The organism is Pseudomonas sp. ZT5P21 (genome assembly GCF_054897785.1).
Window position 1 is genome coordinate 2,808,924 of the sequence record NZ_CM142705.1, and the last position, 14,243, is coordinate 2,823,166.

General features: G+C 58.2%; 11 protein-coding genes. 9 read left to right on the top strand and 2 right to left on the bottom strand.

Going from position 1 to position 14,243, the window contains the following annotated elements; genetic code table 11:
• Positions 1-51: 51 nt before the first annotated feature.
• The 4 genes from ACYZT9_RS13115 to pgm all read left to right on the top strand — a co-directional run bounded on the left by ACYZT9_RS13115 (position 52) and on the right by pgm (position 6,278).
• Complete coding sequence (locus tag ACYZT9_RS13115; RefSeq protein ID WP_462005904.1) at positions 52-1,074, top strand: zinc-dependent alcohol dehydrogenase family protein; 1,023 nt, start codon at positions 52-54, stop codon at positions 1,072-1,074.
• Between the two features lie 559 nt (positions 1,075-1,633).
• Positions 1,634-3,124 carry a hypothetical protein gene (locus tag ACYZT9_RS13120; protein WP_462005905.1) on the top strand — a complete coding sequence of 497 codons (1,491 nt, stop codon included), beginning with the start codon at positions 1,634-1,636 and terminating at the stop codon, positions 3,122-3,124.
• Positions 3,121-4,521 (top strand): aminotransferase-like domain-containing protein, encoded by a 1,401-nt coding sequence (locus tag ACYZT9_RS13125; RefSeq protein WP_462005906.1) that lies wholly within the window; start codon positions 3,121-3,123, stop codon positions 4,519-4,521. Before ACYZT9_RS13120 ends, ACYZT9_RS13125 begins: the two co-directional genes overlap by 4 nt.
• A gap of 110 nt (positions 4,522-4,631) precedes the next feature.
• Positions 4,632-6,278 (top strand): phosphoglucomutase (alpha-D-glucose-1,6-bisphosphate-dependent), encoded by a 1,647-nt coding sequence (pgm, locus tag ACYZT9_RS13130; RefSeq protein WP_462005907.1) that lies wholly within the window; start codon positions 4,632-4,634, stop codon positions 6,276-6,278.
• 160 nt (positions 6,279-6,438) lie between these two features.
• On the opposite strand, the gene ACYZT9_RS13135 is transcribed toward pgm, so the two are convergent.
• Entirely contained in the window at positions 6,439-7,134 is a 696-nt protein-coding gene (locus tag ACYZT9_RS13135) for a pirin family protein (RefSeq protein WP_462005908.1), read from the bottom strand.
• A 237-nt stretch (positions 7,135-7,371) separates the two neighbouring features.
• Between ACYZT9_RS13135 and ACYZT9_RS13140 the strand changes: the two genes are divergently transcribed.
• Positions 7,372-9,843 carry a UvrD-helicase domain-containing protein gene (locus ACYZT9_RS13140; RefSeq protein WP_462005909.1) on the top strand — a complete coding sequence of 824 codons (2,472 nt, stop codon included), beginning with the start codon at positions 7,372-7,374 and terminating at the stop codon, positions 9,841-9,843.
• A 61-nt stretch (positions 9,844-9,904) separates the two neighbouring features.
• Here the strand turns inward: ACYZT9_RS13140 and ACYZT9_RS13145 are convergent, their stop codons facing one another.
• Positions 9,905-10,177: a DUF1652 domain-containing protein gene (locus ACYZT9_RS13145; RefSeq protein ID WP_084322959.1), complete on the bottom strand. Its 273-nt coding sequence runs from the start codon at positions 10,175-10,177 to the stop codon at positions 9,905-9,907.
• 262 nt (positions 10,178-10,439) lie between these two features.
• Between ACYZT9_RS13145 and ACYZT9_RS13150 the strand changes: the two genes are divergently transcribed.
• The 4 genes from ACYZT9_RS13150 to ACYZT9_RS13165 all read left to right on the top strand — a co-directional run bounded on the left by ACYZT9_RS13150 (position 10,440) and on the right by ACYZT9_RS13165 (position 14,230).
• Positions 10,440-11,255, top strand: a complete 816-nt coding sequence (locus ACYZT9_RS13150; RefSeq protein WP_462005910.1) for a helix-turn-helix domain-containing protein — start codon at positions 10,440-10,442, stop codon at positions 11,253-11,255.
• A 50-nt stretch (positions 11,256-11,305) separates the two neighbouring features.
• On the top strand, positions 11,306-12,712 hold the full coding sequence (locus tag ACYZT9_RS13155; protein WP_462005911.1) for an NAD(P)/FAD-dependent oxidoreductase: 1,407 nt from the start codon (positions 11,306-11,308) through the stop codon (positions 12,710-12,712).
• Positions 12,713-12,741: 29 nt separating this feature from the next.
• Entirely contained in the window at positions 12,742-13,083 is a 342-nt protein-coding gene (locus tag ACYZT9_RS13160) for a cupin domain-containing protein (RefSeq protein ID WP_214383284.1), read from the top strand.
• Between the two features lie 61 nt (positions 13,084-13,144).
• Positions 13,145-14,230: a polyamine ABC transporter substrate-binding protein gene (locus ACYZT9_RS13165; RefSeq protein ID WP_462005912.1), complete on the top strand. Its 1,086-nt coding sequence runs from the start codon at positions 13,145-13,147 to the stop codon at positions 14,228-14,230.
• Positions 14,231-14,243 lie beyond the last annotated feature (13 nt).

Consider the following 14,243-nt stretch of genomic DNA (forward strand, 5'->3'; position numbering starts at 1 on the left):
AAAGCCCAGATAAAGTTCATGGCATTAGAGGTTCATTTGGCGAGGTTTGCGATGTCCCGCACGATCCGTTTTCACAAGTTTGGTCCAGCCGAGGTGCTCGAATGCGAAGAGCATGCGGCCGCTCTCCCTGCGCCGGGCGAAGTGCAGGTGCGCGTCGAGGCGATTGGCATCAGTTGGTACGATATTCTCTGGCGCCAGAACCTGGCGTCGTCCCACGCTCGTCTGCCTTCAGGCCTTGGCCATGAAATGTCCGGCATCGTGACGGCGCTCGGCGAGGGCGTTGATGACCTGGCCGTCGGTGACAAGGTCGCCAGTTTCCCGGCTGAAAGCCCGAACGACTATCCGGTCTATGGCGAGCAGATCGTTTTGCCGCGCTCGGCACTGACCCGCTACCCGGACGTGCTCAGCCCGATCGAAGCGGCGGTGCATTACACGCCGCTGTTGATTGCCTACTTCGCCTATGTCGACCTGGCACGGGTCAAGCCTGGGCAATTCGCCCTGGTGACCGACGCCAGTCACTGTGCCGGACCTTCTTTCGTACAACTGGGCAAGGCCTTGGGTGTGCGGGTGATCGCGGCCACCAAAACGGCGGAAGAACGTGACAACCTGCTGGCGCTGGGTGCCGAGAAAGTTATCGTCACCGAGGAAGAAGATCTGCTGATGCGGATCAACAAAATTACCGACAACCGCGGTGTGGACGTAGTGTTCGATGGCTTGGGTGGCCCGCAGATGTCTTTGTTGGGTGATGTGCTTGCGCCTCGCGGCAGTCTGGTGCTGTACGGCCTGCAAGGTGGCAACCAGACACCGTTCCCGGCCTGCGCAGCGTTCCAGAAAAACATTCAGTTCTTCGTGCACTGCATCGGCAATTTCACCGGCAAGCCGGAACTGGGCATCATTCAGGACCAGGTCGCACTGCAACGAGCCTTGCGCGACATCAACCAACTGACCGCCGATCGCGTTCTGCTGCCGCTCAAGACTCGGGTCTTCCCGTTTTCCGAGTTTGTCGAAGCACACCGCTACATGGACGAATGCCCATGCCGCGAACGGGTCGCCCTGCAGGTCGAGTCTGCGTAATACCTCCGAAAAAAAAGTCCGTGCCTGCGCGGACTTTTTTATTGCCCTCTGAAAACATGAGACGACCCTGCCGACGGGGTCAGTTCAGTAACTGAACTGGTTTTTGCTCTCGATCTGTATCTTCTAATCGCCATTTAAGCCCTGATAATTGAATGATTACTTTCATCTCAAGGAAAGAGTCATGGCTGGGTATCGGTTTGATACTTTTAAAAGCACATCGTTATTATATTTCCGACAAGCCGTAGATCGTTGCGTACCTGCCCAACGATCATGTGCGACTTCTTTCTTTATTTCTTGTGCTATATGTCTGTGGGACGCTGTCGGACATTTCCTAGGATATTCATCGCAGCCTTCGAGCGCCAGTAATACGGGGCTTCGCGGTGTGCTGCCCTTCGCCGAGACAGGCGCCCTGTTCAGATATTTCAAATAATTACTAAAAGCTTAAGTGTTAGCATTTGGCAATAACATCCAGCACTTCAGTCGTCGGCGGGCAATCGGTTTGCGCATTGCGTGGCGTTGTTTGCGCACTATTGAACTTACGAGTAACAGGTAAATAAAGATGACCCTTATTCATGACCAGGCGATGAACTATGTCTATCAGCAAATGCTGCAACGCTTGCTGAGTTTCTTTTCCCGGGCCGAACGCACGGCACTGCAGTTGATGATTCAGCGGTTGGTGGTTAGCGCCGGTGGCATGGAGCGCATTGGCGATTACAAAGTGCTGGTCATCCAGTCCGGGTCCCGGGACAGTTGCTACACCCTGACGCTGCTGCGCGCCGCGCAACTGAGTCTTGCTGGCAGGGCACCTTCCACGTTTCAGTTGCGCGTAGCCTCACTGCGCATGAACGGCGCCAGCGCGTCGGCTCAAGACAACATTCATCGCACCTGCACTGCATTGTTCCTCTACGACGATCCCAGGGTCGAAGTATTGATGGTCGACAATCGGGAGGTTTTGCCGTTCAGGCACCTGGCGCCGTTTTCGGACGCAGGTCGCGAAGCCAATCGGCTCAACATGCTGATGGTGGGGCATCGTCGAACCCTGGACGTGCCGAACGATCTATGGGACGACGGGTATCTGGCCACTGGTGAGTTCGTTGGGCAGATTGCTCGGTGGAACAGCGGTGTCGATGCATTGATATGCGGCGATTCCCTGCGTCAGCAGAAACAGTTTATCGAGGGTTTGAAACGGGCGGCCGCGAAAGCCGGGCTCAAGACATCGAATCATCCCGGAACAGGCTATGAAGAGCTGTTTGCAGTGCTCGACGAACTCGGCAGCGATTGCTACCGCGAGTTTTATGCCGGGCAAGACGCGGCGCAATGGCGTCCGGCCGAACAGTTTGAAGCCTGCCGTCGCGCCACGTTCATTGACATTCACGACATGCTGGTCAGCCACCGGGAAGAGCGATGGCCGCTGCTCACCGAGTTTCTGGGTTTTCAACCTGAAGAACTCATGGCCCAGCTTAGCGACAACGAATACGTCAGCCCTTCGATCTCTGCCCACGTCCGGGGGTTGCAAGCGTGCTTCGTACACGGTCACAGCTATGCGTCGGGCGTCGCCGAATACCTGCAGCGGGCGTTGGTGATGATGCGCCGCAAGCGACTACCAGAGCGTCTGTGCGAACAAGCCGTGGAGGCCTTTGGCAACCCGGCGAGGCTGTCCGATCAACGCGCAATGGCAGCGGCGCAGGCGCAGAAAAACCTCGGGTTGAGCGAGGCGCAGTTGGTGTGCCTGCTCTTCGCGCCTTTCGTCGAAAACGGTGCCGGGCTTGAGCGTTTTCTGCGTCAGTGCCACCCGGGCATGCTGGTCGCGATGCCTGAATTGCACCGGGGTATGCAGGGTAACGCGGTTCCGGAACAGATTGCGCAATGGATGGTCGACGTCAGTGGGCTGCCCGTCAGCCTGATCGGCAAGCTTTACCACATGGGGCCGGTGCCTGGCGTCGAGGGCAGGGTGGCTGAGCGGGAGCCCGGCGGCGCGGACAGGCGATCCGAAGCCGCCGACTATGAACATGATTCAGTGGTGGCGGGTGAATGGTCGGCGGGACGTTGAAAGGACCTCGTGAGACTGACTTTGCCTATCAGGCGGTGTACCGATACTTGACCCACCTGATCAACGAGCCGGTCAGCGACACGAGTGTGCGCTTGCCATCGTTGCGCCAGTTGGCTAATCGGCTGGGCGTATCGATCTCGACCATTCAGTACGCTTATTCACTGCTGGAGAAAGAAGGGCGCGTCTATTCGGTGGCCAAGTCCGGCTATTACGCATTGCCGGTGTCCTCAATCAACATGCCCGGCATTGGCAACGACCTGCTCGAAACCGTCTATGTCAGCGCCCGGCGCCCGGGCATGCTGGTCTTCAGCGCCGATGAGCCGGCGCTGCTGCAGCCCCTCGACAGTCCGCTGTTGCTGCTCGAGCGCGAACTGCTGCGCCAGTACCCGCGACTGCCACAACCGGCTTCACAACCTTGCGGCGAACTCGAACTGCGCACCGCGCTCGCGGCGCGTTACACCACGTCGCCGGTGCGTTGCTGGCATGCCGATGACGTCTATATCGGCGCAGACTTGCGCGGTGTACTGGAGATCCTGATCGCTGTACTGGGGCTCAAGGAGGCAGCGGTGGTGGTTGAGTCGCCGTGCGACTGGACGATTCTGCGTCTGCTTCAGGCGGCGGACGTTCAAGTGATCGAATGGCCGGTGCAAGCCAATGGCAGCCTGGACGTCGAGCGGCTGAAAGAGTTGCTGGAAACCCGACCTGTGCGGCTGGTGATGCTGTCGTCGGGGTTGAGCGTGCCGCGAGGCAGCCTGCCGCCTGACGACAATCGACACGCCATTGCGCAGTTGCTGGAACAGCATGGCAATTGGGTGTTGGAAAACGACTGTTACGGCGAGCTCGAATTCGAGCCTGCCGGCATGCGATTTCGCGACCTGCTCGACCCCGACCGGCTGATCGTGTTCTCCACGTTCGAAAAAATCATCGGTCCGGAAGCGCCTTACGGCTATGTGCTTTCGCGGCATTTCAGCGAGCAATTGCAGCGGCACTTTCTGCTGCGCTCATTCCGCTTGTCGCCGATTCGCCAGAAGGCCATAGCCCGTTTGTACGGCAATGGCCGGATCGATCAGCACCTTCAAGTGCTTCGCAGGTTGCTCAAGGATCGTAAAGTGCAGATGACGCAGATATTGCGGGAGCGTCTGGGCGACGCCCTGCATGTCGTCGAGCCGCAGGGTGCGGCGACGATCTGGGCACGCTCACTGCGTCAGGTCGATATGCGTCGAGTGTTCCAGCGTTTGCTCAAGCATCACGTGGTGATTGCGCCGGGGGAGCTGTTCAGTCTGCAGGGTCTGTACACGCAGCACTTGCGCCTGAGTCACGCCTTCGGTGGAGATCATGACATCGGTGCTGCGTTGAGCCTGCTGGGGGACGCCTTGCGGTTGGAGTCGATGGACTGAATTTCGTCCGAAACATCCTGGGCGTCCGTGGATCGATCCCATCGCGTTGCGGTCAAACTGCCAGTAAACTGCGATCCTATTCCTGAACCACTCTATTCCAGAGGTTTTGCATGACACTCAGTCCTTTTGCGGGCAAACCGGCACCGGCAGAATTGTTGGTCGACATCCCGCGACTGGTCACGGCCTATTACACCGGCCAGCCCGATGCCGCCATCTCCACCCAGCGCGTCGCCTTCGGCACGTCCGGGCACCGAGGCAGCTCGTTCGACCTGAGTTTCAACGAATGGCACGTCCTGGCGATCAGCCAGGCCATTTGCCTGTACCGCGAAGCCCAGGGTATCGACGGGCCACTGTTTGTCGGCATCGATACCCACGCGCTGTCCACCCCGGCTGGCGCCAGCGCCCTCGAAGTGCTGGCGGCCAACGGGGTAACGGTGATGATCGCCGAGGGTGACGAATACACCCCGACACCGGCTATTTCCCACGCCATTCTCTGCTACAACCGCGGCCGCACTTCCGGGCTGGCGGACGGTATCGTGATCACGCCGTCCCACAACCCGCCGCAAAGCGGTGGCTACAAATACAACCCTACCAACGGAGGCCCGGCCGATACCCACATCACCAAGTGGATCGAAGCCAAGGCCAACGAACTGCTGGGCAACAAGCTCGCCGGCGTCAAACGCATCAGCTACGAACAGGCGCTGAAGGTCAGCACCACCCATCGTCATGATTACCTCAACACCTATGTGGCCGACCTGATCAACGTGATCGACTTCGATGCCATTCGCGAGGCAAAGCTGCGTCTGGGCGTTGATCCGCTGGGCGGAGCGGGGGTTCGCTACTGGTCGGCGATTGCCGAGCATTACAAGCTGGATCTGGAAGTGGTGAACAAGCAGGTCGACCCGACTTTCCGTTTCATGACGGTCGACTGGGATGGCCAGATCCGCATGGACCCGTCATCCAGTCACGCCATGCAAGGTCTGATCGGCCTGAAAGAGCGCTTCGACGTGGCGTTCGCCTGCGATCCGGATCACGACCGCCATGGCATCGTGACTCCGTCGGGTGGGTTGCTCGCTCCGAACAGTTACCTGGCGGTATCGATCGACTACCTGTTCCAGAACCGTCCGCTATGGCGCGCCGATGCGGCCGTGGGCAAAACTGTGGTCAGCAGCGGTTTGATTGATCGCGTAGCCAGGCGCCTGGGCCGTCGTCTGTACGAAGTGCCAGTGGGCTTCAAATGGTTTGCGGACGGTTTGTTCGACGGTTCGCTGGGTTTTGGTGGCGAAGAAAGTGCTGGTGCCTCGTTCCTGCGCAAGGACGGCGGTGTCTGGAGTACCGACAAAGACGGTTTGATCCCGGCGCTGCTGGCTGCAGAAATGACCGCTCGTACCGGTCGTGACCCAAGCCAGGCGTACCGCGCGTTGACCGACGAACTGGGCGAACCGTTCTCGGTGCGCGTCGATGCCAAGGCCAATCCGCAACAAAAAGCGCTGCTGAGCAAGTTGTCGCCGGACCAGGTCACCTCGACCCAATTGGCGGGCGAAGAAATCCAGAGCATCCTCAGCCATGCGCCGGGCAACGACCAGGCCATCGGCGGGCTGAAAGTCATGACCGAGAACGGCTGGTTTGCGGCGCGTCCGTCGGGCACGGAGGATATCTACAAGATCTACGCCGAGAGTTTCGTCAGTGACGAGCATCTGAAGCAGTTGGTCGCTGAAGCCCAGACCCTGGTGGATGGCGCTATTTCTGCGAATTGATTCAGGGCCCTCATCGCGAGCAAGCTCGCTCCCACAAGGATTGCGCAAAACCCTGTGGGAGCGAGCTTGCTCGCGATAGCGTCAGCACAGTCACCAACATCTATGAAAAAAGGGGCGACCATTTCCGGCCGCCCCTTTTTTTGGCCCTGCATTTACCCAATCAAGCCAGGTCCACCAAAACAATCTCACTGTCTTCAACCGCCGTCACCCGCAACACCTGCTCATCGGCCACCGCTACACCGTCTCGAGCTTGTGCACGCAACCCATTGACTTCAATGACGCCCGTGGCCGGCACCAGGTAAGCACGACGGCCGTTGTCCAGCCGATATTCGGCAGACTCGCCGGCCTTCAGGTTTGCCGCCACCAGTCGCGCATCCGCACGAATCCGCAGGCTTTGGTCGTCGCCGCTCTTGCCGCTGGCCAGTGTCACAAAACCTTCGCGCTGACCTTTAGGGAACGGCTTGGCGCCCCACGACGGTGCCAGGCCGGTTTCGTTCGGGATGATCCAGATCTGGAAGATCCTGGTTTCGGTCGCTTCCAGGTTGTACTCGCTGTGGGCGATCCCGGTACCGGCGCTCATGACCTGAACGTCGCCCGCTTCGGTGCGGCCCTTGTTGCCAAGGTTGTCTTCGTGGGTAATCGCGCCTTCACGAACGTAGGTGATGATCTCCATGTCCCGGTGCGGATGTTTCGGGAAACCGGTGCCAGAGGCAATCACATCGTCGTTCCACACTCGCAGATTGCCCCAGTTCATGCGTTTGGGGTCGTGGTACTCAGCGAACGAAAAATGGTGATGAGCATCCAACCAGCCATGGTGGGCGCCGCCCAGGGAGTTGAAAGGTCTGAGTTCGAGCATGATCGTCTCCTGAAAGGGTAATTGATGGCGAGCATCATCCAACAGGTACTGATCGATAAAAAGCGTAAAAAATGCCTCGATATCATCGATAAATTTGATCTCAAATAACCTCGAAACATTCTCATCCAGCGTTCAGTTCATTACATAAGCCAATGACCTGTAAGCATTTCAGTAGAACTGAACGGCAAATACAGACACCATAGCCCTCAACAGCCTCACACCCTGGAGTCAGCCCGCGTGCCGCAACACACCCCCGATCTTCCTCCTGAACTTCGTCCCCTGACCGAGATGCCGCTGCTCAAGCGCCTCGCTGCCCGGTTCTTTGGCCATGGATTGACCAGGTTGCATGCGCAACACCGTGCGTCCTGGCTGCATGGCCAGGCGGATGGTTTTCGCAGCGGTCACAGCGCCGGGGTGGACTACGGCTATAAGGAGGGCAAGCTCGAGGGCCTGGAGGAAGGTCGGCAGGTACTGCTGATTCGCGACTCGCGCTCGACCGAGCACCGCCCACCCAGCGTCGATGCCAACCTGTTCGACGATTGGCGCCTGCCACTGAACGCTGAGTTGAAAAAGCGCATGAAGGCCGACGTCGCCCGGTTACTGCCACCTCATGCTCAGCCCAGTGCCGCACAGTGGAAGATGATTTTCAGTGACACACCATCGACGTCGGTCATCGCTGGTGCCGGCGCGGGCAAGTCCACTACGCTGGTGCTGCGCATTTTACTGCTGACCCACTATCTGGGATTCGAACTCGATTCTATGACCGTAGTGACGTTTACGCGTGAGTCGCGCAAGGATTTCATCAATAAGCTGGTCGAGATGTTTACACTCTGGGGCCAGGCACTCAGCTTTAAAGAAGCGCGGGACCTGGTGCGCACCTTCCACTCGCGAATCCTGCCGATGGTGCGCAGTCTGCCAGGCTTTGAGAGGCTGCAAGCCTTCGAAAACCTCAGTCACCGCCCGCAAAATGGTGATGAGGACGCCGACAGCAACCCTTTCGATTTGCGTATCAATGACGCCCAGCGTCAGCAACTCAATGTCTGTTATCACAACCTTCACACCCGCGATCAACGATTCCGCGAGCTGATCAAGCCTCTCTCTCGTCATGCGCTGCAGCTCAAGGAACTGGAACGCGATCACCCGGACGTGCAAAAGCGCATGGCCGTGACCGAGCTGGCCGCCAAGCGTGATGAAGAACTGTGCGATTTAATCGAGGATTTGTGGTTTCGCGCCGGTGCCTGGCCGCTCAAGGGTATCGAAGCCAATCGTCAGTCGTTCGATATCAATGGCTCGACCTTTCACTGCCATGGCTATATTCCGAGCCTGGACGCCTGGGTGGTGCTGGGATTCGATCCGCGGGAAAACCCGCAAGTCAGTCGCCCGAATGCCAAGCTCAGCGTCCGCGCAGAGTGGGCAGTTAAGCGCACCCTGTTTCAAGCTTTCTGTCGTAAACCGTTGATATGGCTAGACAGTTATGAATCTTCAAAACGAGTTTTGGCCTCGCTGGCGGGGGATGCCAGCGCGGGGCCGGGGTTTGATTACAAGGTCAAAGGCGAACTCGGTTCCGCGCCATTGCTCGACTGTTTCGTTGCGGCGGCCGGGTTTATCGAGAACCTGGGTCTGGATGTTCCTGGCGCGGTTGGCCAGATGAGTTTCGCCAAGGACGACCCGGACCGCTTTTTCTTCGAAGCCCTGAGCCTTTACTGGCGTGCCCTGGAAGATCATCTGCTGGATCAGAAGCCGCCAGTAATGACCTACAACCGCATGTTTGCCTTGTTCAGCGAACACTCCCCGGAAAACCAGAAACTGCTGAATGATGAATTGCTGCGGCCACTTTCGCACTTGATGATCGACGAATTTCAAGACGTATCGCCGCAGATCGTTTCATGGATTCGGGCCAGCCTGGCAGAAATTCGCAGTCGTGGCCCGGCCATGCACATCGGTCGCGGCGCTCAGCGCTCGTCACTGCTTTGCGTGGGCGATGATTGGCAGTCCATTTATGGATGGCGCGGCAGTTCACCCACGTACTTCATGGAGTTCAACAAGGAATTCCCGTCGCCGAGCACGACCAGGGTCATGCTAAGCGACAACTATCGCAGCCATCAGCACATCATCGATGCCGCCGAACATATCGTCCGCGCCGCACCGGCTATCGCCGGGAAAAAGGCCAGGGCGAGCGGCGAGTCCCGATCACTGCTTCCCGTCAATGTGCTGGATCGGGATGATCAGGGTATGGCCAAACGCCTGATGGAACATTACAGAAAGGGTGATTCGATCTTGATGCTTTATCGAAAAAGTAGCGATAAGGCATTGATTGAATTACATATTAAGCCTGTAGTTAACGCCGATTCTAGCTTGCCGTATGAAGCGCGACGCCTGAAGCAACTGACCTATCACAGTGCCAAAGGCCTTCAGGCTGATGCCGTATTCTTGCTGGGTGATTGTCAGCACCTGACCAGCTCGCCTTACAAGAATCAGGTCTACCGTCTGGCAGGTCTTGGCAAGGCTGGCGACAACGATGCTTATGACAACGCACAGAAAGACGAAATATTGCGGCTGGCGTATGTCGGCATTACACGGGCGGTGAACCATTGTTACTGGTATGTCGACGGCCAGGACAGTCAGGCCGTGAACATGCCCAAGGCTTCCGATCGGATTGGCAAGGACAAAGCTTTTTTTGCCGATCACAGGATGAGTAGAGCACTTTGATGCCGAACACTAAAAAGCCCACAGGAAGTGGGCTTTTTAGTGTTCGGATGCGGCTCAACCTTCAGGCATAACTCCTGAGGGCCGCCGGCGGGATGAAAGACTCAAGCTCATCCTCCACCGCTTCGATTATTCGTTCCACATCCGCGGCATTCATGACCGTTGCACACGGGATACCGGCGATGGCGATCATGGTCTCGCCACTGGCGCGGTCAAACAGACGGGCGATCATGCTGCCCGGTGCGTCCATAGTCGCCTCAAAACCCATGGGATGAAAATGCCAGCGCATCAGCTGGCAGGCGTTTGGAAAGGTGACCTTACTGAACCCTTTATTCATATGTTGCCCGCCTTCTTCATCGAGCGCTTCCGTTAGCTCATGTTAGGAGGGAAGAGCCTTCAATGGCTCAACCGGTGACTGACCTTAAAAGTAGCATCTGGATGTGAAATTAATGTGGATTTTTCAGGCCGTTTAGCGATTGGTTGAGTTTTTTTTGATTCAGGTCACAGCATCACGCAAATTAGGCGAAGGGCCAGTATTGGATCAACGTTGAAGCCAGGGCTGAATTTCGGCAAGCTCACATTTTTTCATCGAGACCTCTATGCCCGCCGATGATGATGGTCCGCTGCAAACCCAGGCCACGAGCGAGACGGTCATGCGCTATCACTTGCACTGGAAACACCGGGACCTGGACGGGGTCATGGCGCTATATCACCCGGATGTTCAGTACAACGACTTTTTCCAGAACCGCGTGATGGGGCTGGACGAGTTGCGCGAGTACGTGCGCAGCAGCATGCCGCGCGACCCCGATGAAGCGCTCGAACACTCGGACCGCATTCGGCTGGACGGCAATACGGCATTCATTCAATACCGCATCACCCTGCGCGGCGGTGAAGGGTTGGTGTCATTTCGCGCCAGTGAAGCGATTACCGTGCGCGATGGGCTGATCTGGCGAGTCAATGAGTACGCCTCGCTGGTGCATGAACGACCTGTCAGTAAAACCGCCCACGATCAGCGTCCTGCCGCCAGCCGACTCGGGTTATCGCCGCGTCAGTTGAGTTTCATGGCTGAGGACCTGCAACAGTATTTCCAGCGTCAACAACCCTATCTGGATCCCGAACTCGACCTGCAACGGGTGGCGAAGGAGTGCGGCTACAGTCGCAATCAGATTTCCTACCTGCTGAATCAGGTGCTGGGCCAGAGTTTCTATCGCTACGTTAACCAGGCACGGTTGCAGCATCTGCTCGTAGCGCTGGACACCGTCGCGCCGCCGCAGCGAATCGATGAACTGGCGTTTGCCGCCGGTTTCAATTCGCTATCGGCGTTCTACAGCTGTTTCCGTCAGCACACCGGCCTGTCGCCGAAGGCCTACGCCAAACAAATTTCTTTGCGTGCACGCGCGCAAGACAGCCTCTGAGCCCACGCACTAGGATCAACGCCATCGAAACTTGAGTGGCGGAGTCTTGCATGCCGGCGTGGCGCAAAATCAGTTTGTGGATGGACCAGCTCGACGAGCCATTGCTGGCGCGTCCGTCGCTGGAGCAGGATCTGGACATCGACGTCGCCATCATTGGCGCGGGATACACCGGCCTCTGGACCGCGTACTACCTCAAACGCCTGGCGCCGGGCCTGGACATCGCCATCATCGAAGCGCAGACCGCCGGTTTTGGGGCCTCGGGACGCAACGGCGGCTGGCTGATGGGCAACATCCTCGGCGAAGACCGCCTGCTGGCAAATCTACCGGCCGAACAGCGCCGCGCCTCTTACGATCTCCTCCACAGTATTCCGGATGAAGTCGAGATCGTCCTCGAACGTGAACACATCGACTGCGACTTTCGTAAAGGCGGGGCGCTGTATTGCGCGGCGCGGTATCCGGAACAGGAAGCCAGCCTGCGCCACTATCTGGACAAGCTCTATCACCAGGGCCTGACCGAAAGCGATTACCGCTGGCTCAGCCCGGAGCAGTTGGCGCAACAGATCAGAATTGCCAAACCTTATGGCGGTATCTATGCCCCACACGTGGCGACCCTTCACCCGGCAAAGTTGGTAAGAGGCCTGGCCCGGACGGTGGAGCGCATGGGTGTCCGGATTTACGAGACCAGTCCGGTTACCCACTGGCAATCGGGCAGCCTGCGCACGGCGAAAGCCGCAGTGCGCAGTCGCTGGATAGTTCCGGCGGTAGAAGGTTACGCGGCCACCTTGCCACCGCTGGGTCGTTATCAGTTGCCGGTGCAGAGCCTGATCGTCGCCACCGAACCGTTGTCAGCCGCTACTTGGGACGAAATCGGCCTGAGTCGAGGCCAAGCGTTCGGTGAAAGCAGCCGTCAAGTCACTTACGGTCAGCGGACGGCGGATAACCGCCTGGTGTTCGGTGCACGGGGCGGCTATCAGTTCGCCGGCAAACTGCGCCATGACTTCGATCTGACCACCAGCGAAGTAGAGCTGCGCCGTTACCTGTTTGGCGAGCTCTTTCCGCAACTGAAGAACGTGCGCATCACCCACGGCTGGGGCGGCAACCTGGGCATGTCCCGGCGGTTCAAGCCGCACATGCTGTGTGATCAGGCCAGCGGCATTGCGATTTCTGGCGGGTATGGCGGGGAGGGCGTCGGCGCCAGCAACCTGGGCGGACGAACCCTGGCCGATCTGATCCTGCAACGGGACACCGCGCTGGTTCACCAGCCATGGGTCATCCCTCAAGGCGGTCTCGACGCGCTCAAGGCCTGGGAACCGGAACCCTGCCGCTGGCTCGGCTACAACGCGATCATCCGCAGCTTCGTCCACGAAGACCAGACCCTGGCCAATCCGGCCACCGCACCTTGGCGACGCAAGCTGGCCAGCCGGGTCGCCGGTTTCATGGAAGGTTTCATGCAGTAATCGGCGTTTTCTACGTAATAGGTACTCCCATGAGCATCACGCAATTCAAGAACACAGCCACCCTGAAACTGGACGAGTCGAACCCGGTCGCCGTACCGCTGGGCACTCCCGTGGCGGTGGCGTCCACCACCAGCGTCGAACGCGACGATGGCGTCGAAACCGGGGTCTGGGAATGCACCCCCGGCCGCTGGCGCCGACAGATCGTTGCCCAGGAATTCTGTCACTTCATCCAAGGGCGCTGCACCTTCACCCCGGACGACGGTGAAACCCTTTACATAGAAGCCGGCGACGCACTGATGTTGCCAGCCAACAGCCTCGGTATCTGGGACATCCAGGAAACCGTACGCAAGACCTACGTCTTGATTTTTTGATCCTCTGATTGCCTGCCAGCCCTTCAATAAAAAGAAAAACAACCCACACAGGACTCCACTCATGATCCGAAAGAACCTGGCACTGGCGCCACTGGCGCTGGTCGTGTCCCTCAGTCACGCAGCCGAGACCGTCAAGATCTACAACTGGTCTGACTACATCGCACCGGACACCACCAAAAACTTCCAGACAGAAACCGGCATCGGTTTCAGCTACGACGTCTACGACAGCAACGAAACCCTCGACGGCAAGTTGATGACCGGTAAATCCGGCTACGACGTGGTGTTCCCGTCCAACCACTTCATGGCCCGGCAGATTCAGGGCGGTGCGCTGAAAAAGCTCGACAAGAGCCAGTTGCCGAACTGGAAGAACCTCAACCCGGTGTTGCTCAAAGCGCTACAGACCAACGACTCGGGCAACGAGCATGGTTTCCCTTACCTCTGGGGCAGCACCGGTATTGGCTACAACATCGCCAAGGTCAAAGCCGTGTTAGGTGAAAACGCGCCCGTGGATTCCTGGGACCTGATCTTCAAGCCCGAGAACATGGCAAAACTGCAGAAGTGCGGCGTGGCGATCCTCGACAATGGCCCGGAATTGCTCCCGGCCGCGTTGAATTACCTGGGCCTGCCGCATCACAGCAAGAGCCCGGAAGATTACAAAAAGGCTGAAGCACTGCTGATGAAAGTCCGGCCTTACGTCAGTTATTTCCACTCGTCCAAGTACACCAGTGACCTTGCCAACGGTGACATCTGCGTGGCGGTCGGTTTCTCCGGCGACATCCTGCAAGCTGAAAACCGCGCCAAGGAAGCCAGGAACGGTGTGGATATCGGCTATGCGATTCCCAAGGAAGGTGCCGCCATCTGGTTCGACATGGTCTCCATGCCTGTCGATGCCCCGGACGAGAAAGCCGGTTACGCCTTCATGAACTACCTGTTGCGCCCGGACGTCATGGCCAGCATCAGTAACTACGTGCATTACGCCAACGGCAACGAACAGGCGGACAGCCTGATCGACCCCGCGATCAAGAATGACACCAAGGTCTATCCGAGCGCGGAAATGATGGGGAAATTGTTTGCGCTGGAAGCGATGCCACTGAACATTGACCGGATTCGGACGCGGGTGTGGAACAAGATTCGCACCGGCAGCTAACAGGCAGGATCGG

Coding starts and splice junctions, on each gene's coding strand:
- pgm (WP_462005907.1), top strand. CDS start 4,632: ATGACACTCAGTCCTTTTGCGGGCAAACCGGCACCGGCAGAATTGTTG.
- ACYZT9_RS13115 (WP_462005904.1), top strand. CDS start 52: ATGTCCCGCACGATCCGTTTTCACAAGTTTGGTCCAGCCGAGGTGCTC.
- ACYZT9_RS13145 (WP_084322959.1), bottom strand. CDS start 10,177: ATGAATAAAGGGTTCAGTAAGGTCACCTTTCCAAACGCCTGCCAGCTG.
- ACYZT9_RS13135 (WP_462005908.1), bottom strand. CDS start 7,134: ATGCTCGAACTCAGACCTTTCAACTCCCTGGGCGGCGCCCACCATGGC.
- ACYZT9_RS13120 (WP_462005905.1), top strand. CDS start 1,634: ATGACCCTTATTCATGACCAGGCGATGAACTATGTCTATCAGCAAATG.
- ACYZT9_RS13165 (WP_462005912.1), top strand. CDS start 13,145: ATGATCCGAAAGAACCTGGCACTGGCGCCACTGGCGCTGGTCGTGTCC.
- ACYZT9_RS13155 (WP_462005911.1), top strand. CDS start 11,306: ATGCCGGCGTGGCGCAAAATCAGTTTGTGGATGGACCAGCTCGACGAG.
- ACYZT9_RS13150 (WP_462005910.1), top strand. CDS start 10,440: ATGCCCGCCGATGATGATGGTCCGCTGCAAACCCAGGCCACGAGCGAG.
- ACYZT9_RS13160 (WP_214383284.1), top strand. CDS start 12,742: ATGAGCATCACGCAATTCAAGAACACAGCCACCCTGAAACTGGACGAG.